Annotated in this window: 20 protein-coding genes and 2 riboswitches; of the genes, 1 reads left to right on the top strand and 19 read right to left on the bottom strand. The window is 51.1% G+C overall.

All coding sequences use genetic code 11. The features are described 5' to 3' along the window. Positions 1 to 38 precede the first annotated feature (38 nt). The 18 genes from queA to HS100_15280 all read right to left on the bottom strand — a co-directional run bounded on the left by queA (position 39) and on the right by HS100_15280 (position 21,744). Complete coding sequence (gene queA, locus HS100_15365; GenBank protein MBE7435292.1) at positions 39 to 1,064, bottom strand: tRNA preQ1(34) S-adenosylmethionine ribosyltransferase-isomerase QueA; 1,026 nt, start codon at positions 1,062 to 1,064, stop codon at positions 39 to 41. A 1-nt stretch (position 1,065) separates the two neighbouring features. Next, the gene (locus tag HS100_15360; GenBank protein MBE7435291.1) at positions 1,066 to 1,293 is read right to left on the bottom strand and encodes a DUF2905 domain-containing protein; all 228 of its coding nucleotides are present in this window, start codon (positions 1,291 to 1,293) and stop codon (positions 1,066 to 1,068) included. An 11-nt stretch (positions 1,294 to 1,304) separates the two neighbouring features. After that, complete coding sequence (locus HS100_15355) at positions 1,305 to 3,029, bottom strand: discoidin domain-containing protein (protein MBE7435290.1); 1,725 nt, start codon at positions 3,027 to 3,029, stop codon at positions 1,305 to 1,307. Between the two features lie 10 nt (positions 3,030 to 3,039). Continuing rightward, complete coding sequence (gene ruvB, locus HS100_15350; GenBank protein ID MBE7435289.1) at positions 3,040 to 4,059, bottom strand: Holliday junction branch migration DNA helicase RuvB; 1,020 nt, start codon at positions 4,057 to 4,059, stop codon at positions 3,040 to 3,042. A 27-nt stretch (positions 4,060 to 4,086) separates the two neighbouring features. Beyond that, complete coding sequence (locus tag HS100_15345; protein MBE7435288.1) at positions 4,087 to 5,061, bottom strand: hypothetical protein; 975 nt, start codon at positions 5,059 to 5,061, stop codon at positions 4,087 to 4,089. A gap of 23 nt (positions 5,062 to 5,084) precedes the next feature. Further along, positions 5,085 to 6,458, bottom strand: coding sequence for an MBOAT family protein (locus tag HS100_15340; GenBank protein MBE7435287.1), 1,374 nt, complete (start codon positions 6,456 to 6,458; stop codon positions 5,085 to 5,087). Positions 6,459 to 6,599: 141 nt separating this feature from the next. Further along, positions 6,600 to 6,695: riboswitch (cyclic di-GMP riboswitch) on the bottom strand. An 84-nt stretch (positions 6,696 to 6,779) separates the two neighbouring features. Then, positions 6,780 to 6,866: riboswitch (cyclic di-GMP riboswitch) on the bottom strand. A 37-nt stretch (positions 6,867 to 6,903) separates the two neighbouring features. Beyond that, positions 6,904 to 8,031: an efflux RND transporter periplasmic adaptor subunit gene (locus HS100_15335; protein MBE7435286.1), complete on the bottom strand. Its 1,128-nt coding sequence runs from the start codon at positions 8,029 to 8,031 to the stop codon at positions 6,904 to 6,906. Positions 8,032 to 8,080: 49 nt separating this feature from the next. Next, positions 8,081 to 10,513 (bottom strand): ABC transporter permease, encoded by a 2,433-nt coding sequence (locus tag HS100_15330; protein MBE7435285.1) that lies wholly within the window; start codon positions 10,511 to 10,513, stop codon positions 8,081 to 8,083. Positions 10,514 to 10,655: 142 nt separating this feature from the next. Next, positions 10,656 to 12,725, bottom strand: a complete 2,070-nt coding sequence (locus tag HS100_15325) for a GAF domain-containing protein (protein ID MBE7435284.1) — start codon at positions 12,723 to 12,725, stop codon at positions 10,656 to 10,658. Between the two features lie 95 nt (positions 12,726 to 12,820). Further along, a complete protein-coding gene (locus tag HS100_15320; GenBank protein ID MBE7435283.1) occupies positions 12,821 to 13,204 on the bottom strand; it encodes a response regulator in 384 nt (127 codons plus the stop codon). Positions 13,205 to 13,268: 64 nt separating this feature from the next. Continuing rightward, positions 13,269 to 15,164 (bottom strand): response regulator, encoded by a 1,896-nt coding sequence (locus HS100_15315; GenBank protein MBE7435282.1) that lies wholly within the window; start codon positions 15,162 to 15,164, stop codon positions 13,269 to 13,271. Positions 15,165 to 15,218: 54 nt separating this feature from the next. Further along, positions 15,219 to 16,409: an ATP-binding cassette domain-containing protein gene (locus HS100_15310; GenBank protein ID MBE7435281.1), complete on the bottom strand. Its 1,191-nt coding sequence runs from the start codon at positions 16,407 to 16,409 to the stop codon at positions 15,219 to 15,221. Then, positions 16,406 to 17,140 (bottom strand): ABC transporter ATP-binding protein, encoded by a 735-nt coding sequence (locus HS100_15305; protein MBE7435280.1) that lies wholly within the window; start codon positions 17,138 to 17,140, stop codon positions 16,406 to 16,408. Before HS100_15305 ends, HS100_15310 begins: the two co-directional genes overlap by 4 nt. A gap of 64 nt (positions 17,141 to 17,204) precedes the next feature. Further along, positions 17,205 to 17,675 (bottom strand): hypothetical protein, encoded by a 471-nt coding sequence (locus HS100_15300; protein MBE7435279.1) that lies wholly within the window; start codon positions 17,673 to 17,675, stop codon positions 17,205 to 17,207. A gap of 238 nt (positions 17,676 to 17,913) precedes the next feature. Next, positions 17,914 to 18,999, bottom strand: a complete 1,086-nt coding sequence (locus HS100_15295; protein ID MBE7435278.1) for a M20 family metallopeptidase — start codon at positions 18,997 to 18,999, stop codon at positions 17,914 to 17,916. A 105-nt stretch (positions 19,000 to 19,104) separates the two neighbouring features. After that, on the bottom strand, positions 19,105 to 19,926 hold the full coding sequence (uppP, locus tag HS100_15290; GenBank protein ID MBE7435277.1) for an undecaprenyl-diphosphatase UppP: 822 nt from the start codon (positions 19,924 to 19,926) through the stop codon (positions 19,105 to 19,107). Next, the gene (tgt, locus tag HS100_15285; GenBank protein MBE7435276.1) at positions 19,927 to 21,054 is read right to left on the bottom strand and encodes a tRNA guanosine(34) transglycosylase Tgt; all 1,128 of its coding nucleotides are present in this window, start codon (positions 21,052 to 21,054) and stop codon (positions 19,927 to 19,929) included. It lies immediately after the preceding gene. A gap of 267 nt (positions 21,055 to 21,321) precedes the next feature. Then, entirely contained in the window at positions 21,322 to 21,744 is a 423-nt protein-coding gene (locus HS100_15280; protein ID MBE7435275.1) for a DUF1801 domain-containing protein, read from the bottom strand. A gap of 256 nt (positions 21,745 to 22,000) precedes the next feature. Here HS100_15280 and HS100_15275 point away from each other — a divergent pair, with 256 nt between their 5' ends. Beyond that, on the top strand, positions 22,001 to 24,064 hold the full coding sequence (locus tag HS100_15275) for an EAL domain-containing protein (protein ID MBE7435274.1): 2,064 nt from the start codon (positions 22,001 to 22,003) through the stop codon (positions 24,062 to 24,064). A gap of 10 nt (positions 24,065 to 24,074) precedes the next feature. Here HS100_15275 and HS100_15270 read toward each other — a convergent pair whose 3' ends face one another. Beyond that, complete coding sequence (locus tag HS100_15270) at positions 24,075 to 24,482, bottom strand: DUF2255 family protein (protein MBE7435273.1); 408 nt, start codon at positions 24,480 to 24,482, stop codon at positions 24,075 to 24,077. Positions 24,483 to 24,484 lie beyond the last annotated feature (2 nt).

Raw genomic sequence — 24,484 nt, 5'->3', positions numbered from 1 at the left:
GAGATGTTGAGGGTAATAGGTTATTAGAGATTGGAGAATTAGAGGATTAACATCGCATCGCCGAAGGAGTAAAAGCGATAGCCTTCATTAATTGCCAGCTCGTAGGTGTGCAAAATTCGCTCCCTTCCCGCAAAGGCGCTGACGAGCATTATCAACGTGGACTTGGGCAGGTGGAAATTCGTGATCATCGCATCGACAACTTTGAATTGGTAGCCGGGGAGGATAAACAAAGTGGTCGAGCCGGTAAACGGGAGGATGTGAGAGTCGGAAATTGGAGATTGGAGATTGGCGGCGCTTTCGAGCATTCTCACCGATGTGGTGCCAACTGCAATTACCCGCCCACCGTTTCGTTTGGTCTCATTGATCAAATCGGCCGTTCCCTGGGTCAACTCGCACCACTCGCTGTGGATTTTGTGCTCCTCTGGGTTGTCTTCGTTAACCGGCGCAAAAGTATCCAGTCCGACATGCAAGGTGACGTATGCAATCTTCACTCCAATTTCGTTAATTTTTACGAACAACCCCGGCGTAAAGTGAAGGCCAGCCGTGGGCGAGGCAGCAGAGCCGGGTTCTTTGGAATAGACCGTCTGATATCGTTCGGGGTCCTCCAATTTTTCATGGACATAAGGCGGCAATGGAACGTTCCCAACATGCGGGAAATACGGCTCGATGGCTTCAGAAAATCTTATCAACCTCTCAGATCCCTCCAGGACTTCAACAATTTCTGCGCTCGGTCCATTCTCGATTTTCACTGATTTACCTACACGCAAGCCTTTACCCCCCACCAAAGCCTCCCAGGTCAATGAGTCTCGGCGGCGTAATAATAGCAATTCCACTTTGCCGCCGGAGTGCTTTCTGGCAAAGATGCGGGCGGGAATTACACGAGTCTGGTTCAGGACAAGTAAATCGCCTGGGTGCAGGAACGATGTCAAATCACGAAAGAGGCGATGCTCCACTTCCCCGGATTCGCGATGAAGGATCAGAAGCCTGGACGAATCGCGCGGCTCGATGGGAGTCTGAGCAATGGAAGACTCCGGGAGGTGATAATCGAAATCGGAGGTTTTCAAGTTATTTTTGTATGAAGCGGGAAATGATGTTCAGGAGAATGGTGAGTAAGACCGACACTAGGATGGAACTCGTCAACGGAAAATAGAACGATCCATTCTCCCCTTCGACGCGGATATCGCCGGGCAGCCTTCCCAATGGGAGACCGAATTTTGCGGCAAGAAATACTCCCCCTCCGATGAGGAAGAGGATGATTCCACCGAGCTTGAGGTAACGGGCGAGTGGTTCCATGAAATCGAATCCTATTGAATGGGTTCGCCGTAGATTTGAATTTCCTTCCACGCGACCCATGAGGGGCTGGATATGGTTTGAATACGTATCTGGGTCACGTATTCAAGAGGGGTATCTGGTTCAAAGGTCAGCCAGATATTATCGTTCGTCGTGCCGGTGAACTCATGGACAGTTTGAAAGGCATCACTACCTGAAACGCGCACTTGCAGGCGATGAACTGTATCCCCTTCGGGATATTGAGCCACTAACAATCGAACTTCCGTAACCCGATAACTTCCCTGCAAATCCACTTGTATCCACTGAACGGGTCCTTCCTCCGCGCCCCATTGTGTGCCAGCATTATCGTCCACAGCATAATGAGGTGGTTCTGCAGGCAAACTGCGTGAAGCTGTGACAGGCTTGCCATACGCCAGATTGTCGTTGGGAATCACAACCTCCTCGCAGGGGTCTGGCTGATTCACAGGCGCGAACAGATTCAACAGGTAGCCCGCCTCATCCGTCAGTCCCCAAGTACGATCGCCCGCGTGGGCGTCGGAAGGATAATACGTCCAATAAAGCCATCCATCGAAGCCGTAATCGCAGGACTCCGACGCCCATTTGGAAATAACACGCGCCGCCGAATCGATCTCGGTATAAATATGCCGGAAAGCGCCATATTCGCCTAATACGATGGGTTTATCGTCGTAACCAACCATACCAAAGTGTTCGGCGTGGTCTTGGAAGCTGGGTCCACCGGGATAGGCATGAAAATCGAAGAAATCCAGATCGGAGTTTTGTAGGAGTGAGGAGGTTTCCACATACCAGTCTGGTGCAACGATTTCGGAAACAAAGAAACCCATCGTTACCAACGCTGTCGGGTCGTGAGTCAGAATCTCCTCCTTCATTTGCGCAATGTAATAGACAAGCCCATCACTCACCATCTTTTTCTTTTGTTCAGGGTCGCTCACATCATAGGAACCGGTCGTTGTCTCGATCTGACCGCTTGTCAATGAAAGTGGCGGCTGGTCGACAAACATCCATTGTTCGTTGAGAAGCTGCCAGCCAAGAACAGCGTCGAAAGCAGCATTTCGCTCCTTGAGACCGGTCAACAGGTCGCGCCAGTAACGACGCGTGGCTGTAATTCCGTTGGGACGCAGGTAATATGAATTGCGGTACCCTGCAAAATTCCCGCCAGATCCAAAGTTTGCCTCCTCTGCATATCCGCCCTGATCGGGCAGGTCATTGGAGGTAAAGAGGAGATAAATACCCGTTTCACGCCCCGCAGCCATCATGTCCGCAATGTTATCTAGATATTCGGGATTCAAGCCATTGTTATCTTCATCCCCGATACATCCCGGACCGGAACCGCAATGATCGAGAAAAACACGCGCCGTGTTATAACCCAAGACCGCCAATGCAGAAAAATCGTCGCGTGTACGCTGCGGATCATATATTCCCACTTGTAGCAGTTTGTTCGTAATCCCATTCGGGAGCGGGACAAAAACATAATTCACGCCGCGAGGAATAAACTTATCACCTGTTCTTTTGTCGTGAAATTCCCCCACCCCGTTTACCTGACGCACACCGATATGATGTTCAGCTTGTGACGGATCCATACCAGGTTGAGCTGGAAGTATTTGGTCATCTCCACTGACCTCAGGCGCAGGCGATAAAGTGGCGGGCGACATTGGCAAATTACATGAAACCAAAATCACCGCAATAACAAGCCCCTGCAACCTGACATAATTTCGTTTCATGTCAACTTCCCTACAACAACCTTGGCTGGCCTTCCTCGGAGTATTGATACCCCAAATGCTCATACGCGGATTTGGTTGCCACGCGCCCCTGCGGAGTTCTATCAAGAAAGCCGAGCTGCAACAAATACGGCTCGACCACATCCATGATCGTGTCCTGCTCCTCGCTTATGGAGGCGGCAATCGTGTTCAACCCAACAGGTCCGCCGCTGTATTTTTCGATGATGGTCTTCAATACTCGGCGGTCGACATCATCCAACCCGAGTGGGTCGACCTGCAATAAATCCAAAGCCTCTTTCGCGACCTTTTGCGTGATCGTCCCGTTCGCACGCACTTGGGCGAAATCACGAACGCGGCGGAGCAAACGCAATGCGATGCGCGGAGTCCCACGCGCGCGCCTCGCCACTTCGTCGATACCTGAATTATCAGCAGAAACTTTCAGCAACCCTGTTGCCCTCGAAACGATCCGCCTCATTGCTTCGATATCGTAATAATCCAAACGATAGACTGCGCCAAATCTCGCCCGCAAGGGCGCGGTGACGAGGGCAAGTCTGGTCGTGGCGCCAACCACGGTAAACCGAGGCAGTTTCAGGCGGATGGATCGAGCCGAGGGTCCCTTTCCGATCACAATATCCAACGCGAAGTCTTCCATCGCCGGATAGAGCACTTCTTCCACGGCGCGTCCGAGGCGATGAACTTCGTCGATGAAAAGAATATCACCTGCGCGAAGGTTGGTAAGGATGGCGGCGAGATCTCCGGCGCGCTCGATGGCGGGTCCGGCTGTGACCTTTACGTTGACTCCCATTTCGTTGCCGAGCACATGCGCCAGCGTCGTCTTTCCCAAACCTGGCGGACCGTAAAATAAGACGTGATCCAACGCTTCCGCCCGTTGCTGCGCCGCTGCAATCAGGATCGACAAGTTTTCCTTCACCTGATCCTGACCGATCAGGTCGGCAAGTTTCTGCGGGCGCAGGGCGTTGTCCACACGGTCATCGGGTTTTGAATCGGGGTCGAGCGATCTGGATTTTGGCATGGCGGGATTATACACAAAGTATTTCCTCTATTCATATAGGTGCCATAAGAAATAGTCCATGAATCTTTCCGCAAATTCCACTAACACTGTTTTCGGCTTTTCTTTCTCTATCATTTCAAGTATATCAGCCAGTTCAACATCAACATACGGTACCTGTACGATGTCCTGGTATGTCGCTTCAAAAAACTGGTGTAAACATGCATTATAAAAGGAGTCGTGGACAACCATTAGACCGGGCGTTTCTTTGGTTCCATCAATCTCGAACTTTGGGGTAAATGCCAGTTCGGTATCAACAATATTCGTCCCTATTTGCCTGGCAATATCGAGACCACGTACCTCGAAAAAATCGATATTGAAATCGTTCATACGATACCTTGGTAACTCAGGATGGATCTTAATCAAATTTGATATAACATCTTCGTACGCATAAAATGCCCCAAGGCAATTCCAATGGGTATCTGTCTTGTAATACAAATGGGAGGATTGACCAGCCTGAATCAAAGTCGGTCGCAAATCCAATAATTGATATTTCCCATAAACCCTGGTGCGTTCGATAAGCCGATCCAGACTGGTAGTTGTTCCAATGACGGGAATCTGATCAGGCATATAATGCGGGTAAATCGTGCTTTTATCGGGAGGAACGATAACCAATAGCGTCCCGCCATACTCCTGAACAGCAGCGTCCATTTGATTAAGTACACCCACAAGTTTTTTGATGTTGCTTATATTCAACGGATCGATTTTTTGATAATCTCGTAAACTCATTTCTCCCGTATAGAATAACCAGCCGTCTTTTCCAACCACCGCGGAAGGAAATACCCTATCGCCAATATCAAATTTAAATTTCCGGTACGCCTTGATCAAATCATCTTTCAGTAAATAATCTTCAGGAATCGAGTCGATCCTAATGCCGGAAACAAAGAGTTGACTAACGAGTAATAAAAGCACGGAGACAAGATATGCGATTGAGTAGAATTTTAAGAGAAGAGTCTTGCGTTTCATGCTGCCATCCCGTTTCATTTAGCCTAAAATCCGCCGTAAATCCCGGGGAGATAAGTAGCGCTTGCAGCTGAGGCAAGCGCTGCAATGAAAATTATGATTGATCCCACGTCAATAATAGCCCTCATTGCAAAGCGAACGCTGCCAGATTTTTCTGATAATCGAAAAAACCAGTCGCCCCATGGAAAGCACAACAAAACACCAAGCACTAGCGCAATCAAAAAAGTCGGTTCAATAAACGGCAGAGGGTTGGTAAGTTCAAAGGGCAATACCTGGATTCCGTTTATGTCACCTGTTAATCTTCTCAAATAATCAAGAGCAAAATCCGGAGAGGGAGATCGAAAAATCACCCATCCAACAATAATTACCATTAAAGCGTATATATGTTGAAAAGGTCTCCATAAATTACGAAGCATGCGCCCAAAAACCGAAGACTCGAACACCAATGCCAATCCATGCAGAACACCCCAAAGAACAAAATTCATACTCAGCCCATGCCACAATCCGGTAAGTGTAAATACGATCAGAACATTGATTTGCTGTCCCAACCATTTAAAACGATGGCGTTCTAGCGGATAAAAAACGAGCTCCCTGAACCACGCAGACAAAGAAATGTGCCATCGACGCCAAAATTCACTTATGCTTTTGGAGAGGTATGGCAAATTAAAGTTCTCCATGAATCTAACACCCATCATTTGACCTAACCCGATCGCCATATCTGTATATCCAGAAAAATCGTAATATAGCTGAAGTGCATAACTAATAATTACCAGCCAGGCAAATCCAGGCGTTATAACAGGGGATTGCAAATTAAAAACCGGTGTCACAACGGTCGCCAAAGTATCGGCTATTAGAACTTTCTTGGCAAATCCCCATAAGAACCGACGCAATCCAACTGCCATATCCTGAGGCGTGGACTTGATATCGGCAATCTGAGTCCTTACCAGACGGTAGGGCACAATCGGTCCAACCGGTATTTTGGGAAACATGAGCAGGTAGAATGAAAACCTCAATATATCTTTTTCAAGATTCTCAGGATTTTTATGGACATCCACCAAGTAAGAAATTACTTGAAAAGCAATATAGGACAATCCCAGTGGATAAGGCATATCTGCATGGAGCTTAAACCAAACAGGAAGGCTGACGGTAGAAACGATCCCGCCCCACAATAAGTAAAAAGATGCCTTCCCTCCACGCCATCTTTCCAGCAACAGGGCGAGCCCATAAGTGATCAAAACAAGGCATACTATTAATGACACATACTGCGAGTTTCCCCAGGAATAAAAAATAAGGCTCCCTGATACACCAACGAAGAGTTTGAAACGACTTCCAGACAGAGAATACACCAAAGTAAATATCGGTAAAAACAGAAACAGAAAGGTTGGGAACACAAAGTCCATTTTATGCAAAGCTGCCCTTTTTAAGGTGGTGTCAAAAGGCGATTATAACAACGAAATGGAGGGCAACTTTTGATTGTACAAATAATTAAAATCAAGCAGGGACGACTCTGTTGCTGTCGTCCCTGCGATAATGATCTGCTCTTCGGCAGTCTGGCGATCTTGACCGGAAAACAAATTTCGGTTTTAGACCCATGACTTTGCGTCGTCACGCTTTCGCGTGCGTTGCCTTTCGGCAGTCGGTCGGTCCTGACCAGCGAAAATGCCCGTTGGTTTTAGACGCTCTGACTTTGCGCCGTCACGCTTTCGCGTGATTTTGCTTTTCTCGGCAACCCTGACACTCATGGCTCAGTTCAGCTTTAGAGTAGGGCTTTGCGTCGCCGGGTTTTCCCGGTTTTGCTCTTTCTCGGAGCAAACTTATTATGGCATTTTTTGGATCGTTTTTCAATCACTCAATTGTTCTAAATATGGTCTCAACGGTCATGCCCCATTTTAATCTGGGGTCAGAAGTGTCTACGCGAATGCGGACGGAGTAGAGAACGTCGCCTCCTTGTTGGGTAAAGGCATCGCTAATTTCGACGATTGTTCCAGTTAATTCAAGGTCGGGCAGGGCATCGGGGCGCATGGAGGCGGTCTGACCGATGCTCAGGTTCACCACTTCCAATTCTGTCACGTCAGTGGTTTCGACAAACCACTGGCTGTCGTTCACTACGCTTACAGCGCGCGTATCGGTTCCAACCTGCTCCCCCGCCTTGACGCTCACATCAGCAACCCTGCCGGAGAACGGCGCAGTAATGACATAATTCGAGAGGGCATCTTTTGCTGCTTCAAGGTTCGCCCTGGCAATCGTCAACTGATCGGCATTCGGTCCGTCGAGGCTGATCTCATACTGGTATTTTGCTTCGGCTTCCGCGGCAAGCGCGGCATCGTACTCGGCTTTCAGTTCATCACGCGAACGTACCTCCGCTTCCAACTCCCGAATTTTCTCATTCAGGTCTTCCTGAGCCGCTTCAAGATCGTCCTCAGCGTCAACCCGTTTTGAATTTTCCTTGTCCAGGTCCTTATACTTGTCGAACTCCTCCTGCGCGTCCTGCAAGTCATCCTTCAGGTCTTCTATATCGCCTTCAAGGTCTTCAATGCGGTCTTCGATGGCATCCACATCGAGGTCCTCCCATTCTTTTTCCGCTTCAGCGCGGACTATCTGGGCGTTCATGTACGCTTCCCACAATCTGGCGCGGTCTCCGCCTTCATTGCGAAGGAGGGTATCGTATGCATTTTGTGCGATAACGACCTGCGCCTCCGCCGCCCCCGCATTTGCCAAACGGACCAGGACATCCCCTTCGCTGACAGTATCCCCGATCCGGACGAGAACCACCTCCACCATGCCTCGCGCCTGGAAGGTCAAGTTCGCAGCCTGGAATGGTTCGAGCCGCCCTTCAGCGATAACATCGCTGGCATCTATCACATCGGCTGCCGGCTCTTCCGTCGCCGCAACCTGTTGACTGGCGTCACATGCGGACAAAACCAGCATAAGGAGAACGGTCAGAGTTATAACCATCAATATATTTTTCTTCATGTGAACCTTCTTCGATTTTCTATTATAGATTGTTGATTTACGATCATTACTACTCATACGCTAACACCTCCCGAATGGTCAATCGTGCCGCATTGCGGGCGGGCAGGATCGAACCGAGAACGGAAAGCAATAAAACCAGTCCAAGCCAGATTGCGTAGCCAAGGTATGTGAATATCACCGCAATGGGGGTTTCAAAGATCGCCACACTGACGATATACGCGAGGAGATATGTCAAGGGTACCGAGACGACGATGGCAAATACAAAAGAGATCGCGCCGATCACAAACCCTTCGCCGATGACCGTCCGCATGACAGCGCGATCGTCCGCTCCAACCGCACGCATGATGCCGATCTCGCGCGTGCGTTCCAGCACGTTCATCCCCATCGTGCCGGTAAGACCCATCGCGCCGACAATGGCGGTCAGAATCGCCATGATGAGCAGAAAGACCACCAGCGTATCCAAACTTTCAGAAACCGTATCCAACGAAGCCAGACCCGATTCGGCTTGACGCACTTTAAATCCCAATGAGCGGAATTGATCGTCCAATCGTTCCGCCATTGCATCCTGAAACTCACGAGTGTGGCTGGCCGTCACTACCCGAAATGAAAACGAACGATTCTTGAGGTTAAGCACCTGCTCCGAATACTCCAGCGGAGTATAGGCAAGAATGCCTTCGCGCCCCACAAACTTGAAGATGCCGATCACCTCCCATACTTCCTCACGCCCATCCACTTTCAAATAAAGCGGATCGCCGGGCTTCAAACCGGGATAGTATTTCAAAACCGCCTCACTGACCGCGACCTTGCGGACGTCGTCGGCCTGAATCCACCTGCCTGACGCCATGATCGGGCTGACCAGCTCGCTGCTTGCCGGAGGTGCAAGCAGGTTCACGCTCTCGGCAACTGTGCCATCAGGATATAACAACTCAGTCCCGATAAACTGCCATCCCTCCACGCGCTCCACCCCATCGATCTGCGAGGCGAATTTTTGCACCTCGTTGATCCTGTAAGCCTGATCGAAATCCAGGGTGACATCCGCGCGGAAGTAACTTCCGATTTGCTCCGTGTAATCGCGCAGGCTGACGCGTACATTGAATACGGCAATGAAAATGGCGCCGCCCATTGTCAAGGTGAACAGGGTCAACATGAGCCGCCCGCGCCTGCGAAAGGTATTGCGCAAGGAGATGATGAAAGGACGCGGTAAATGCATCCCTCTCGAAGCAAGGATGCGGGTCAGGCGCACAAGCGCCCAATCCAGCCAGCTCACACGGGCTTGTTGTCCCTTTTCCCCGCCGGATTCATCGCCCGTCAGGTCATTGCTCAAAGCCCGCAGGATGGTGATTCGCGAACCAGTCAAAACCGGGGCAAGGCCGGCGATCAAAGGTACAAGCAGACCCACTGCAACCTGGATCAAAAATGCAAGCGGAACGATACGATACCCGAGCAGGTTGAAATTCAACTCACTGCTGATGAAGAGCGCCAATCCATAAGCGCCCTGGCCGCCAAGAGGTACCGCGATCAATAATGACAACGCCGCAAACGCCATGATGAGCGTCAGATACATGGCAAAGACCTGGCGGTTTCTGCCTCCCACCAGTTTGATCACGCCGATATGCCTCAGGTGCTGGTTCAACAGGGCGCTCAAAGTGTTTGCGATCAGTGAACTGGAGAGAAAAACGATCAGAATGCCCAACGCCATCAAAATCCCCAACACGGCATTGACCGTATCCGCAAGCGGGTGTTTGTTCCTCTCCGAATATCGCGTGCGGATCACAGTCGTGCCCGTCTTTTCAACCTTATCCTTCAAATCACCGCCGACAATGCGGATGTGTGCGAGATCGTTCGGATTCTCCTTTACCGTGGCAAACACCCGGTTATACAATTCCGGCTGACGCAAGGTCTCCATTGTATCCATCAAAGTGAATGCGAACGGCGGCGCAAGAAAATCCCCCGCGCCTGTGCTCGCATCCTGCACAATACCAACCACTTTCAAGGTTTTGAAAGTCCCGTCTGTAAGTTCAAAAACAAGATTCTCGCCCACAGCAATATCGAACTCATCGAGAGCCTCTTTTTCGATCAGAATCTCGTTCTTGCCCGCCTCAGGACTACCCTGCAGCGGAACCAACAGATTGACCTCATTCTTCGCGAAATCGTCAAACGCCACCAAATCTATCGTCACCCAGCTGTCGCTGCCTTCGGCTCGCACGCGGAAGTTGACCACCCGCCTGCCCTCCGCTTCCTTTATGCCCTTTGTGTTTCGGATCGAAGACAACACATCATCGTCGAAGCCGGATGTGCGCAACTCGATATTCCCCGGGTTGTTCGCCGCATACGAAGCGCCCATGTCATTGGAAATGATCTCATACGCGCCCGAGATCACGCCAATGGAAAACACACCCACCGCGATGGAAAATACCACCAACAGGGTGCGCATCTTGCTGTCCCATAGATCGTGAAATACTTTACGCCAACGTGGTCTCATATCTCTCTTTTACGAACCTATTCAGGTTAACCTAATTTGCCTAATAAAAAGTAAGTCGAAATCCTAGAATTTTAAGTGTTTTAGTGTAAGGCTTTCAATGTAAACCTGAATAACATGTCTTCAGGACCTGTCAAGCCTTCCTTTACTTCAACAGGTCGTTCAATTCATTTACAGAATACGGCTTGACGGTCACATCCTTCAAGCCGCCGCGCATATATTGGGTCACGCGTTCGGGGCTGATGGCGGAGGTGAGGATGATCGTCTTTGGGGCAAGTCCGGCTTTGGAAATGGCAGCCAGAACATCGCTCAACGAAGCCGAGGTGATATGCTCATCCACCAAAACAAGATCTGCTTCGGGGAATTTTTTCAAGTCGGTGGACTGGGTCAATTTGACCTTTGCTCCTTTGAACATTTCCTTGAGAAGATTTGCCCAATCATCGTCATCGTCAATGAGCAAAATATTCTTCAAGCCTCCCGGCTGGATCTCTGAGCTGGTCACACGCCCTTGCGGCATCATCATTGCGACGGTTGTCCCCCTGCCCACCTCACTCACGAGGGCAATTCGTCCCTGCGATTGCGACAGAACGTGAAGCGTTGCGGGTAAGCCAAGTCCGTGATGCGCAACACCGCGTGTCGTGAAGAACGGCGACCAGGCCTTGCGCTGGGTTTCGTCGTTCATCCCCGAGCCGTCGTCTTCGATGTCGATCTCCAACACGCCGCGCTCTTCGGTGAGACGTGTGTGAACCTTGACCGTTTTTGCGCCTGCTTCGACCGCATTTTGCAGAATGTTGCCAATGGCTCGCGTCAGTTGGGTCGAGTCTGCTATGACATAGGCGGCTTCAGGGGAAATATCGATTTTCAACGCTTTTTGCGGAATACCGCGCTGCATGGCTGCGGTTTGCAGCACATCTGCAAGAAGGACAGGGCGGGGTTTCATTTCACGGACGGCGCCGATAAGCTGCTCCTTGACCTGAATGATCTGAGTCGCGCTTTCGGCGATCATGTCAAGGTCTTCCCTGAACGAGTCGAGGTCCACCTTGCCATCGGAAATCTCTTCGCGCAGGCGGGCAACTGTCAGCGAAATGGGAAGCGTCTTGTTCCCGATCCAGTGAATGGCTTCGGTCGAGGCGGTGGTGAGCGCTTCAAAGACTTTATTACGGAGAATCTCGTTATGAGCCTCCTTCAACTCATCGATGAGGCGCGCGTTATTAATGGCTACAGCCAAATGTTCCGCCATGGTCAACAGAGTCGTAATGTCATCATCGCTGAACGCCCGTTCTTCAGAGGATTGAATGGTGACCGCACCGAGAGTCCTTCCGCCATAAATTAACGGAAGCGCCATCTCGGAGCGGGTGTGCGGCAAATGCGGATTCTTGAAGTGAACGCGTTCCTCGCCGACATCCAGGGCAATTCGCGCCTCGCCCATGGCGATGCACGCGCCGATCATCGATTCGGTGCCGATGCGTAATTTGTGACCTTCTGTCACCATGGCTTTGCCAGCTTTTCCGTAACCCGCGCGAAGAACTGCATATTCGCCTTTTTCATCAAGCAGGAACACGCCCGCATAATACAAACCGTACGCTTCGCAAATGATGTTCACTGTCTGCGGCAGGAGTTGGTCAAGGTCGAGAATGGACGCGATTTCTTTTCCCACGCGGTTGGCAGCTCTGAGCAGGCGTGAGCGGCGTTCCTCCTGACGATGCAATTTTGAATTCTGGATCGCGACCGCGAGCTGGTCCGCCATCGTTTGCAGTGCGTCGATGTCTTCCTCGTGGAAAGCCGCCTCTTCGGTGGATTGGACTGTAAGAGCGCCGATCACCTCGTCCGCGATGACCAGCGGAAGCGCCATTTCGGAACGAGTGTTGGGCAGATGTGGATTTTCAAAGAAAACGGCTTCTTCGCCGACGTCGAGCGCAATGCGTCCCTTCTTATTGGCAATGCTCGCGCCGATCATCGAGTTGCCGCCGATGGCAAGTTTATGACCCTCGCGCAGCATGGCTCTGCCCGCTTCGCCGCGACCGGCTCTGAGCACGGCATACTGGCGGGCATCATCCACAAGAAAGACGCCGGCATAATAAAAACCGAATTCGTCGCAGATAATGTCCACTGTGCGCTGGAAGAGTTCGTAGGGATCCAGGATTGTGGTGATATTCTTTGCAGCCCGCGCAGCGGCTTTCAATAACTTCGCATGTCGTTCAATAGTATTCGTCATAAATTCCTCTTTGACAATCTGCCCAACCACGAAAGGTCACAAAGATACAAAAGGGGTTTCCTTTGCGATCCAACGTTGCATTTGCGGAGTAAAGGTTATGAATCCAATATCTTTTGGATCAATTCCACCAAACCTTGCTCGCGTCCCTTAACAAAGAACGCGCTTGCTCCTTTGGAAACGGCATCCTTGGCTTTATTCACTTCATCGTACGCTGTAAGGATGACCACCGGTAAACCGGCTTTCATTTTCTTCAATTCCATCAACAGGTCGAAACCTGCATCGTTCTTCGGCGTTCCATCGAAACCGGGCATGTTCAGGTCGAGCACGGCAATATCCACTGCGCCTGCGTTCCGCGAAAATATGTCGCTGCCAGTCTTGCAATCGGGCGCGGTCAACACCTCGAAGCCTGCGCGCAGGAGGGTCTTCTCCAAACTGCGCTGGATCAGCTTCTCGTCATCCACTAAAAGAACCGTCGTCATGATTCCTCCAAGTTTTAGTCTCAGATCTGACAGGTTTATAAAAAGCTGTCAGATCTAAATATACTTACTTCTCCGCGGGTAGGCGGACATGGAATGTAGCACCCAGCCCCGGTTCGCTCTCCAACCAAACCCTCCCGCCATGTTGATTCACGATCTGCATCACGGCAGAGAGACCCAGCCCTGTGCCGCCCTTCCCACCTTTCGTGGTAAAGAACGACACCCAGATTTTTTCCTGCAACTCCTTCGGAATGCCGGGCCCGTTATCTTTCACAGAGACAAGAACAAAATCCGCATCTTTGTCTCTGCGTCCATTTACATGGATTTTCGGCTGGAGTGTGTCCGAAAGGATCAACGCTTCCCAGGCATTTTTGATGAGGTTATTGAAGACCTGTTCCACCTGTCTTGCATCGACAAGCGCAAGTGGCATATCTTCTGTCCAGTTCATTTCCACGGCACCGCCGGGTAAGCCCATATTCTCCACGGTATTCGCGATTAACTCGCTCAACGACACGGGCGCATCGTGTCTCTGACGCGCCGGACCGATCAACCCCTCCTTGATATCAAGGATGATATTTGCACTGTTTTCAACGATGTCCAGGTCTTCCATCATCGATTCGACGCTGACGGACGACTGCAATCGATTCGGCTTCATTGCGGACATCTCATCGAGGAGCTTTTTCAGGTCCAATCCAGCCGCCTCCGCCCCTTCCCGGACCGATCGAACTGCCGCCTGCAGCGAAGCATTTTCCAACTCCGATTCCTTCAGCTGTGCGACCAACGCCAACAGATAACGAATATCCTCCCGCACCCGGCTCACACTTCCAGGAATCGGAGCCGCCTTGTTCCCCACCCAGTGGATGGCTTCACCTGTAGCGGTTGCGATCGCTTCATAGGTTTTTGTGCGCAGGATTTCCGCATTGGCGTTCTCGAGGTCTTTCATAAGGTTAGCATTGTTAATGGCAATCGCAACCTGGTCTGCCATTGCTTGAAGGGACGTGATATCTTCTTCGTTGAATGCGTTGAGCTCACTGCTTTGAACCGTCACTGCTCCTACAGATAATGAATTGACGATCAGCGGCAATGCCATTTCGGAACGGGTATCCGGCAAGTACGGATTCTGGAAGCGCGATTCCTCTCCAGCCGCGTCAAGCGCGATCTGCGCCTGTTGAGTCAATATCGAGCGTCCGATCATCGATTTGTCATCGATGGGCAGTTTGTAACCGGCTTCGAGCATTTTCCGTCCCGCCTGAGCGTATCCGGCGCGCAAGACCGCCCAATTACGGTCATCAGAAACAAGAAATATACCGGAGTAATAGAAATGGAATTCGCTGCAAATGATATTGACCGTATGCCGCAGCAGTTCGTTGAGATCCAATATCGAAGTGACCATCTGTCCGACCCGCGCAGCCGTTTCCAATAACTTGTGTCTTCGTTCGAGCATGGCAAACATTTTCTGATTCTGCGATAGCAAATACTTGTTGCGCTCAACCGTATTTGTCAGTTGCCGGGTCTGGTCTTCGATCTTCTCCGCCAGTTCCAATTGATACTCGCGCAAGTATCGCTCGGCATGCTCAAGTTCGTCGACTTTGCCCTCCAGGTATTCGATCACAAGCTGTTCAAAATCATCGCCGATGGGTTTGGGAATGAATCCCACTGCGCCAGCCGCAAGCGCTCTCGCCCTCGCTTTATTCGATGTATCTCCCGAGACAATGACAATGGGTGTGCCCGAAAGGGTTTTCTTTAGGCGGGTCGCCGCCTCGCTGCTTGTCATTTGAGAAACATTGTTATCGAGCAGGATCAACCTGGGATGCGTCTCTCCCGCCAACCCCAACCCATCCAGCGGATTTGCCGCTTCGAGCACGACGAATTTATCAGCGAGCAGACGCCGCACAAGCGAACGCGATTCTTCGCTTTCTGCGATATAAAGCACCTGGGGGAGTCTGCGTGGGTCTGAGTTCATTGATGATACTGGTGTTCAGATTTAATTAGGCTGCCAATCTGCCTATCTCTCTATCTATCTTTTCCTTCTCGGGTCAACCATACGGTGCTGATCAAGACGTTTTTGCACGATCCTGCTTACTGCTTCGACCGTGATCGGGGATTCCGCCATGACACGTGTAAAATCTTCGCGGGGAACCATCAATACTTCCACCGACTCACTTCCCGCCCGCACATTGGCAATGGAATTCCCGCCGCGCAATAGTTCGATGTCGCCAAAAAATTCGTTTGCGCCAATCTGCGAAAGGAGGATCTCCTTGCTGCGCGTCTTTTGCAATACCACCTCGACCCTGCCCTTGCGGATCATGAAGAAATGGCTGACCGGTTCATCCCGCGAAATGATGGTCTCCCTGGGTTGATAGAATCGCCGTTGCGCCAGTTTCGTAAACTCCAGCATGTGCCGGTGCCGCAACTGCGGCAGGGATCTCGAAACGGTCTCGTCTATCAATTCACCGTCGGAAATGACGATATTCCGGTGTGTGCGGGATGTCAGGGACGGGTCGTGCGTGACCATTACTATGGTCTTGCCCTGCTCCACGAAATGCTCGAAAATTCGGATGATGGTATCGGCAGAGCGGGTGTCGAGGTTGCCGGTCGGCTCATCCGCAATGAGGAGCGGGGGGTCGCAAGCCATTGCACGGGCGATGGCAGCCAATTGTTGTTGGCCCGTAGAAACCAGCACAGGCAGCTTGTTGGCGAATTTATCCAACCCCATCAGTGTCAACAATTCCATGGCGCGCCCCGGACGTTCATCGAAGTCGTACATGTCCACGTAATCCATCGGGAGCATGACGTTTTCGAGCAATGTCAACATCGGGAGCAATTGGAAGAATTGGAAGACAATGCCCAGGTTTTTCCCGCGCCACTTCGAGCGCGCGCTTTCGCTCACGCCCGTGTAGATGTCATTGTGGTTGACGATGACCTGCCCTTCGGTGGGATGGTCGATACCGGTGATCATGTTCAATAACGTGGATTTGCCGCTGCCGGATTTCCCCACAATGGAGACAAATTCGCCGCGGTTGATCATCAAGTCCACGCCTTTGAGGACGGTAAACTCGCCCGCTGCGTTGGAAAATCTCTTGACAATGCCGCGCATCTCGATGATCGCTTCGGGGGCGGCATCATGCACTTTCTGTGGAGCAGCTTTCAGCTGAGTCCGAGCCGGTTTCGAAAAGGCGTGCGTGCGTTTCTTTTTTGGCTGCGTCATCCCTTGCGGCTCCTCTTTGGACTGGCATCCGGTTTTTCGGAATCCTGCAACTCCCCATCGACAAGGCTTAGATAACGCGAGAAACGGTTCTTTAGACTCATATCGTGAGTCACCATGATGATGGTCTTGCCCCGTTCGGAGGCGAGGCGCGAAAATACATCGAATATATGGTCGGCCGTGACAGAATCGAGACTCCCTGTTGGCTCGTCGGCAACGAGGATGTCCGGGTCGTTTGCGAGCGCGCGCGCGATCGCCACACGCTGCTGCTGGCCGCCCGAAATAAAGGCGGGGAGTTTATCGGCATGTTCCTCTATCTCCACCAGGCGCAGAAGTTCCATCGCCTTCTCACGCGCCTCACGCGGCTTGAAGTTCTCCGCAAGATCCATGGGCAGAGTAATATTTTCCACCAGGGTCAACATTGGCAGCAACTGGAAGGACTGATAAACCACGCCCATCGTCTGTCCGCGCCAGAGCGCTTTTTGGTCCTCGCTCAGGTTATGTACGTATATCCGCGAGCCGCTGGAATTGACGATCACTTCCCCGCTGGTCAGCACATCCACGCCGTTGATCATGTTCAAGAGCGTCGATTTTCCCGCGCCTGACTTGCCCACCACCCCTAAGAACTCGCCCGGATTCACTTTTAGGTTGATATTTTTCAATGCCGGGAAATCACCGGCTGCCGTTGAATAGGTCTTGGATACGTTTTTGAGTTCAACAATGGGAGTATTCATAACATCATTCGAATTTTACCCCTATTGTGCAATCCAGCGCAAAAAGCTTAATTGCAGTTCATTTTCAATTGTTTTGCAAACACACGATCACCGACTTCACCGCTCCCTGCGCTTCTTCCCTTAGAACAGCCAGGACTGGAAATCTCCCCAGCGAATATATTTCGCGAACGCTTTCAACCGCCCAACTCCGTGAGAGGATGCCGACCGCATTGATTTCGTTACTAATCACCTCGGACATCTGATTTGGATTCACAGCCACCCTGGCGGATGAGGTCACGCCTCTTCCCTGCATCACAGCCTGGTCAAACAACCTTTGCATATCCGACCCCGACGGATACACCCATACCTGTACCGAAGGGTCACCCGCTCCAGCGAACAACGACTGGACCTCCTCGATTGAAAGACTCCGCACCTGGCTTTCACGATGCGTGACGATCAACAGTTCCACTTCATCGATCTGATACACCGGGAAGATCGACGTCTCCGGCTCACCGATATACAGAGAAATATCAGGTTCCTCCGCTGTAAGCTTCACTGTTATTGAAGATTCCTCTGCACAGGCAAAAAGATCAACCATCCACGGTTGTGCTGAAGAGGTGGAAAATGCTGTGATGACCTGAGAGGGTTGCGCTGTTCGCGAAGGTGCGCAAGAAATCAGGAAAGATGTAAGAAGAAGGATAAGGACGATTGACAACAGACCATGGATGGAAAAATATGGACTACGGTCTATCATCCCCAGTCTATAAGCAAATACATTTCGCATCCCAAAACAATTACCAGTTTTTCATCAGCGCAGAAACCAATTTGATCCGCTGGGCAAGGCTGCCTGCAAAAATATACTCACGTTCCGAATGATAGCCTTCGCCGATCGCGCCCAATCCATCTAATACCGGAAGCCCAAGCGGCGCAATGAGATTCGCGTCCGAGGCGCCGCCCGTACCTCCGGCTTTGAGCTCAATACCGATCTCCCCTGCAATGACCTGTGCTTTTCTGAACGTAGCCTGCATAACGTCATCGAAAGGCATCGGGGGTCGGTTGAGCCCGCCTGTCACTTCGATCGAAGTTCCATCGAGAACCGGCTTGAGGCTTTTCATTGCCGATTCGATCCGATCCCACTCCTCCACTCGCAAGACTCTCACGTCCACTTCGATCTCAACTTCCTCCGGCACCACATTCGAGACCGTCCCTCCTTTGATGACGCCAACGTTGACGGTGCTCTTTTTGGCGTAATCCGTCAATTTTTGGATCGCGATCACCTGGTGCGCCATTTCTTCGATGGCGTTACGTCCCTTCTCGTGATCTCCACCCGAGTGCGCAGCCCGTCCCTTCACTTTGACAGTGAATCCCCCCACGCCCTTGCGCCAGGTTTTGAGCGATCCATCCACCAAAGCGGGTTCCATCACAAGCGTCAACTCAGCCTCCCTTGCCATGTTGATAATGAGATCGCGGGAGGTAATGCTTCCGATTTCTTCATCCGATGTGCAAAGCAGGGTGACGGGACGAGTCATCCCATCCTTCAACGCGACTTCGATCGCACCGAGCGAGATGGCAATGCTGGCTTTCATGTCCGATACGCCGGGTCCCATGATCTTTCCCTCTTCTTCCCGATACGGGAAATTCCCTATGGTGCCCAGTGGAAATACGGTATCCATATGGCAGACCAGCAAAATCGGTTTTCCATCCCCGCCCCAACGCGCAATGACATGGTCGCCTGTTTCCTTGTTCGAAACAAATTCCACTTTTGCTCCGGTCCTTCGGGATTCGTCGGCAATGATCGCCCCAACCCTGTCCACGGCAGCTTTTTGGTGCGAGGGGGACTCGGTTTCAACGAGAAGTTTGAGAAGGGTTTTTGTGTCCATAATCGGTTCCAGTTCCAGCCATTTATTCAGGTTTACATTGAAAGCCTTACACTAAAGCACTTAAAATTCTAGGATTTCGACTTACTTTTTATTAGGCAAATTAGGTTAACCTGAATATTTCAACAAGAGGACGACGACTCCTGATACCAGACAATAAATTGAAAAAACATACAACGAGTGCTGACGCAAATATCCCATCAGCCAGCGGATTGCCAACCAGCCCACAATCGCCGAGACGGCAAATCCGGTAATGAGAATGGGCAAAAACTCGGTCGTGTTCGGCAGGATGATCACTTGAACGGTTTCATAGAGTCCCGCCGCCACCAAGATCGGCGCAGACATGAGAAACGCAAAACGCGCCGCTGAGGCGCGGTCAAAGCCGCGTAACATCGCCCCCGCCATGGTCGAGCCGGAACGGGACGCGCCGGGAAAGATCGCCAGCACCTGGAACAACCCTACAGAAAAGGCGTCCATCCAGGTGGCAGATTCAAGTGTGCGGCTCTTTTTATCGAAGTATTCCACGCCAGCCAACAGAATCGCTGTGAACAATAAACGAATCCCCGCCCATAATAATGGGTCAGCGGACAAGCTCTTTATGAATTGATTCAGTACCAGGCCGGCAATTCCAGCAGGGATGGTGGCAACGATCACCAGCCATCCGAGCCGTGAATGATATTCCACGAATGGTTTGCGTTCTTTGATCCCATCAAGAAAAGCTCTGGCAATTCTCCAAATATCCTGCCAGAAAAACAGCAGCAACGCCGCCACCGTGCCCAGTTGAATGATGACATTGAAGGCAAAGAGCCGCGCATCTGACGGAAGCCCAAGCACGCTGCTGGCAATGAACAGATGAGCTGTCGAAGAGACCGGGATGAATTCGGTCAAGCCTTGCACAATGCCCAGAACGACCGCATGAAAATAATCCAATTACACCGCTCCAATCTCAGCGCGTTTAGCATTGTTCGACCACTGCCTTAACAATTCAGGCGCCCGGGACTCAAAAGAGCCGTCAGCGATAAAGACGCGGATATTCTCCATTAACCGGATCAAAGCACGGAGATTATGAATCGAAATCAATGTCCCTGCCAGCAATTCTTTCGCCACGATCAGGTGACGGATATATGACCTTGTGAACGTCCTGCAGGAATAACAATCGCAAGTTTCATCGATCGGATGCCCATCGCGCGCAAAGGATGCGTTCATCAAATTAAGCCGCCCCTCCGGCGAAAAAGCTGAATGGTGCCTTGCCAGGCGCGTCGGCAGGACGCAATCGAAGATGTCGATCCCGCGCAATACGCCGTTGATGAGGTCTTCGGGCGTGCCTACGCCCATTAGATAACGCGGCTTATCTTCCGGCAAAAGCGGCGTGACCACATCCAGAGTATCGTGCATTTCCTTTTTGGTCTCTCCCACTGAAAGGCCGCCAATGGCGATACCCGGCGTATCCAGCGATGCGATGAATTTTGCAGATTCCGTTCTCAGCGTGGGATCGATGCCGCCTTGCACGATCCCGAACAAGGCTTGGTCCGGACGCGTTTTGGCTTCGAGCGAACGCTCTGCCCAACGATGGGTCCGTTCCATGGCTTGTTCGATGTAGTCGAGGTCGTTCGGGTCGGAACATTCATCGAACGCCATGATGATATCCGCGCCAAGATTTTCCTGAATGGCAATGGACTTTTCCGGCGTGAAGCGGTGGATCGAGCCATCGATATGACTCTTGAAGGTCACACCCTCCTCATCCACCTTGCGGGTTTGAGAAAGGGAGAAAACCTGGAAGCCCCCCGAATCGGTAAGCATGGGTTTGTGCCATTGCATGAATCTGTGCAAACCACCCATGTCGCGGACAAGTTCATCGCCCGGGCGCAGGTAAAGATGATACGTATTGCTCAACACCAGGGATGCATTGATTTCTTCGAGATGCCCTGGGGTTAATGTTTTGACGGTTGCCTGCGTACCTACCGGGGCGAAAACGGGCGTTATCAATTCGCCGTGCGGGGTGGAAAAAATTCCTGTGCGAGCGCGATCGTTTTTAGCTGTGATTTTATAATCGAACATCGCGCTGATTATACAGGATGATGGCGATTATAAATTGGCAAACGAACCCTCGATTAATTGGATCTATTATTAGGATGCATCGGTTCATTTAATGGATAAATTCCCCCTGCCTGCAAATTGCATTCAGACTTGCGCTCTCTCACCGCCCTGAAGACATGCTCGTCCGTGCCGTATTGGAGATTGGGTGAATGCCATATCGAACTAACTTGAATACTTTGGTCACTGCCACTTTCGCCACCACATTTCACCCGCCTGCGCCTTTCCGGATCATTTGCTCAACTGTTTGATCCTTTTAACAGACGCCTGCACCAACTCTTTCAGGACTTTTTTGTCCACATCGTCCAGCTTCTTAATATACAAACATCCCACGCTGGTGGTGAACTTACCAAGTTTTTTCAACAAAGCGGTATGTGTATCAAATCCGCCCATCAGGTACAAGGTCAGGTTTTGCTTGCGAGGCGAGAAACCTGTCAACATCCAGTCGCCTTCGCGTCCGCTTTTTCCTTTGTAGTGATAACTGCCAAAGCCGACGATGCTCGAGCCCCACATCTTCGGCTCCTCCTTGGTAACCTGCTTCATCATCTTGAGAATCTCGAAGCAGTCGTCACGTTTCTGCTCGTCGGCGACGCTGTTGAGGAATTTCGCCACACTGGCGTCATTGACCTTGGTCTTGAGTTCAGCCTTTGCCATGTCAGCCTCCAATAATGAATTAGGGTGCATTTTATCTTAATTCGACGGCAATATTGCAGATCTATGTAAACGGCTGGTTTTTGTAATTACAATCCCATTGCAAGAACAAATTATTCTCCCTAGAAATTATCGCAATTGCTATAATAACCTACAATGATATTGCCTTCTCATCTTCAAGTCCAAGATTCAACTACGGGCGTTCACGCTTGAATATCCGTCTTTGCGGTGTTTGAGTTCATCCCGATCCTGAGGAATCATGCAAAAAGAGCGGATAGTTATTGCGGAAGATGACACCCAAGCCGCCAGCGACCTTTCCAAAATCCTGGTAGATTTGGAATATATTGTAGTCGGTATCGCCAGCCTCGGGGAAACAACTGTTCAGATGGTCGAAGAACTAAAACCGGATCTTGTCTTGATAGAGATCCGCCTTAAGGGGAAAATGGGCAGCATCGAAGCAGCAAAGCAAATCCATGACAATATGGATATTCCGGTCGTTTTTATCAGCACACAAGCCGATACGATGACCCTGCAAACCGCCATGCTCGCCCAGGCATATGGTTTCGTCCTCAAGCCGTTTGACACCCGTGAATTGAAGTCAAACATTACCATGGCGCTTTTCAAACACAGCATGAATCGGAAACTGCGGGAAAGCGAAGAACGCTATGCGCTGGCTGTCCGCGCCGCCAATGACGGCATCTGGGACTGGAACCTACAGACAAATGAAATCTACTATTCAATCCGCTGGAAGGAGATTCTAGGCTTCAAGGACGATCAGATCAGCAATGGTACTGACGAATGGTTCAATCGCATCCATCCAGACGACCAGAGAATCGTCCAGGCAAACCTGGTCTCACACCTCAAGGGAACGAGCTCCCACTTCGAATGTGAATACCGGATCAAGCATGCTACCGGAAAATATCTTTGGGTTCTCAGCCGCGGAATGGCCTTCCGGGACGCCAGGAATACTCCGTATCGAATGGCAGGATCACAGTCAGACATCACTGCCCGGAAAATCGCGGAGTTACGCCTCGCTCACGACGCCGTTCACGACCCGCTGACCGGGCTTCCAAACCGGGTCCTTTTCCTGGATCGGCTGCAAAACCGACTCGAGCGCATCAAAAGAAATCCATCCGACCTGTTTGCAGTCATGTTCCTTGACCTTGACCGCTTCAAAGTGGTCAATGACAGCCTCGGTCATGGAGTTGGCGACCAGTTGCTGATCACCATCGCCAACCGTTTAATGCATTGCATTCGGAACGAAGATACGGTTTCCCGCCTGAGCGGAGACGAATTTGCCATTCTCCTGAACTCCATCCCTGACATCAACGAAGCGCTTCAGATCGCAAACCGGATCAAGGCACAATTGAAAACGACCACCATGCTTGGCGCTGTGGAGCGCTTCCCGACCGCCAGCATCGGTATCGCATTGTTCAACGAAAAGTACACAAAAGCGGATGAACTCCTTCGTGACGCGGATGCGGCCATGTATGTGGCAAAGGCACAGGGTGGGAATCAATACCGGATCTTCGACGCCACCATGCACACCAATGCGGTCGAGTTAATTCGACTGGAGGCGGAGTTGAAGCGCGCCGTTGAACGGGAGGAGTGGGTCATCCATTATCAGCCGATCGTCTCCCTAACAACCAACAAGGCGGTCGGCGCGGAGGCTTTGGTGCGCTGGAACCATCCTCACAGGGGGCTCCTGTACCCGAAAGATTTCATCCATATTGCAGAGGAGACCGGAGCCATCATTCCGATCGGAGAGCATGTATTGCGTTCCGCCTGCGCGCAAGTAAAGATCTGGCGGGATTCCCGGCATCCTGATTTCTGGGTGTCGATTAACTTGTCTGCCCGGCAATTTCAGGATACTGAACTAACAAAGAAAGTGGCAACCATCCTATCACTGACCGGGTTGGATAGCAAAGGATTGCATCTCGAGATCACAGAAAATGTCGCCATCCAGGATATGGAATATACCAATAGCCTCCTGACCGAACTGGACCGGCTTGGAGTTCAAACATCGCTGGACGATTTCGGGACAGGGTATTCATCGCTTAGTTATTTGAAACAATTCCCGCTCAAAATACTGAAGATCGATCAGTCGTTCATCCGTGATATCCAATCGAACAAGAAAAACGAATCCTTGATCATGGCGATCATCGCCATGGCTCGCTCCATTGGTCTCGAAGTGGTGGCGGAAGGCGTCGAAAAGGGCGAACAGCTGGAATTTCTTCGCAACCAATTGTGCGATAACGTTCAGGGATATCTGCTCAGCCACCCTGTTTCCGCGTCGGACATGACCCGGCTTCTCGAAGACTGAGTCATAATCATCACATTCTTGATTTATTAACAGCTGGGAATTCGGGCAGTAATTCCATCGTCGTATCCCGCGACTTTTTCCCGCACATATCCTTCACGAACATTAAATCTCCAGGCTTGTTGTACTTATCCTTATATGCCGCGCTGACCAGGTCCTTTAACCGCTCGCTGCGCGTTTGCACGCTGCGCACCCTGAATTCTCCCTCCCCCACAAAGATGCTCCCATGCGGGTCTTCGAGAAACGCCCGCCACCAACTTTTCGGTTTCATGCTCCATGAGCGGACGAAGATACGTCCCTCCACGACCACAGCCCAGATACCGATGATACGGTGGCCCGCTTCGCTCCCCGCACGGATGCCAAGGATTCTTTCCTTCTTTATTTTCTCCAAAATTACGCCTGTAATCTTTCTGCCCGTCACTA

Source organism: Anaerolineales bacterium (assembly GCA_015075725.1).
Lineage (GTDB): Bacteria > Chloroflexota > Anaerolineae > Anaerolineales > Villigracilaceae > Villigracilis.
This window is presented reverse-complemented; position numbering and strand designations above follow the sequence as displayed.

Excerpts from the sequence above, each read along its gene's own strand:
- HS100_15310 (MBE7435281.1), bottom strand. The coding sequence starts at position 16,409 with ATGACGCAGCCAAAAAAGAAACGCACGCACGCCTTTTCGAAACCGGCT.
- HS100_15275 (MBE7435274.1), top strand. The coding sequence starts at position 22,001 with ATGCAAAAAGAGCGGATAGTTATTGCGGAAGATGACACCCAAGCCGCC.
- HS100_15305 (MBE7435280.1), bottom strand. The coding sequence starts at position 17,140 with ATGAATACTCCCATTGTTGAACTCAAAAACGTATCCAAGACCTATTCA.
- HS100_15335 (MBE7435286.1), bottom strand. The coding sequence starts at position 8,031 with ATGAAGAAAAATATATTGATGGTTATAACTCTGACCGTTCTCCTTATG.
- HS100_15315 (MBE7435282.1), bottom strand. The coding sequence starts at position 15,164 with ATGAACTCAGACCCACGCAGACTCCCCCAGGTGCTTTATATCGCAGAA.
- tgt (MBE7435276.1), bottom strand. The coding sequence starts at position 21,054 with ATGTTCGATTATAAAATCACAGCTAAAAACGATCGCGCTCGCACAGGA.
- HS100_15340 (MBE7435287.1), bottom strand. The coding sequence starts at position 6,458 with ATGGACTTTGTGTTCCCAACCTTTCTGTTTCTGTTTTTACCGATATTT.
- HS100_15280 (MBE7435275.1), bottom strand. The coding sequence starts at position 21,744 with ATGGCAAAGGCTGAACTCAAGACCAAGGTCAATGACGCCAGTGTGGCG.
- HS100_15330 (MBE7435285.1), bottom strand. The coding sequence starts at position 10,513 with ATGAGACCACGTTGGCGTAAAGTATTTCACGATCTATGGGACAGCAAG.
- HS100_15345 (MBE7435288.1), bottom strand. The coding sequence starts at position 5,061 with ATGAAACGCAAGACTCTTCTCTTAAAATTCTACTCAATCGCATATCTT.
- HS100_15355 (MBE7435290.1), bottom strand. The coding sequence starts at position 3,029 with ATGAAACGAAATTATGTCAGGTTGCAGGGGCTTGTTATTGCGGTGATT.
- HS100_15295 (MBE7435278.1), bottom strand. The coding sequence starts at position 18,999 with ATGGACACAAAAACCCTTCTCAAACTTCTCGTTGAAACCGAGTCCCCC.
- HS100_15360 (MBE7435291.1), bottom strand. The coding sequence starts at position 1,293 with ATGGAACCACTCGCCCGTTACCTCAAGCTCGGTGGAATCATCCTCTTC.
- HS100_15325 (MBE7435284.1), bottom strand. The coding sequence starts at position 12,725 with ATGACGAATACTATTGAACGACATGCGAAGTTATTGAAAGCCGCTGCG.
- HS100_15320 (MBE7435283.1), bottom strand. The coding sequence starts at position 13,204 with ATGACGACGGTTCTTTTAGTGGATGACGAGAAGCTGATCCAGCGCAGT.
- ruvB (MBE7435289.1), bottom strand. The coding sequence starts at position 4,059 with ATGCCAAAATCCAGATCGCTCGACCCCGATTCAAAACCCGATGACCGT.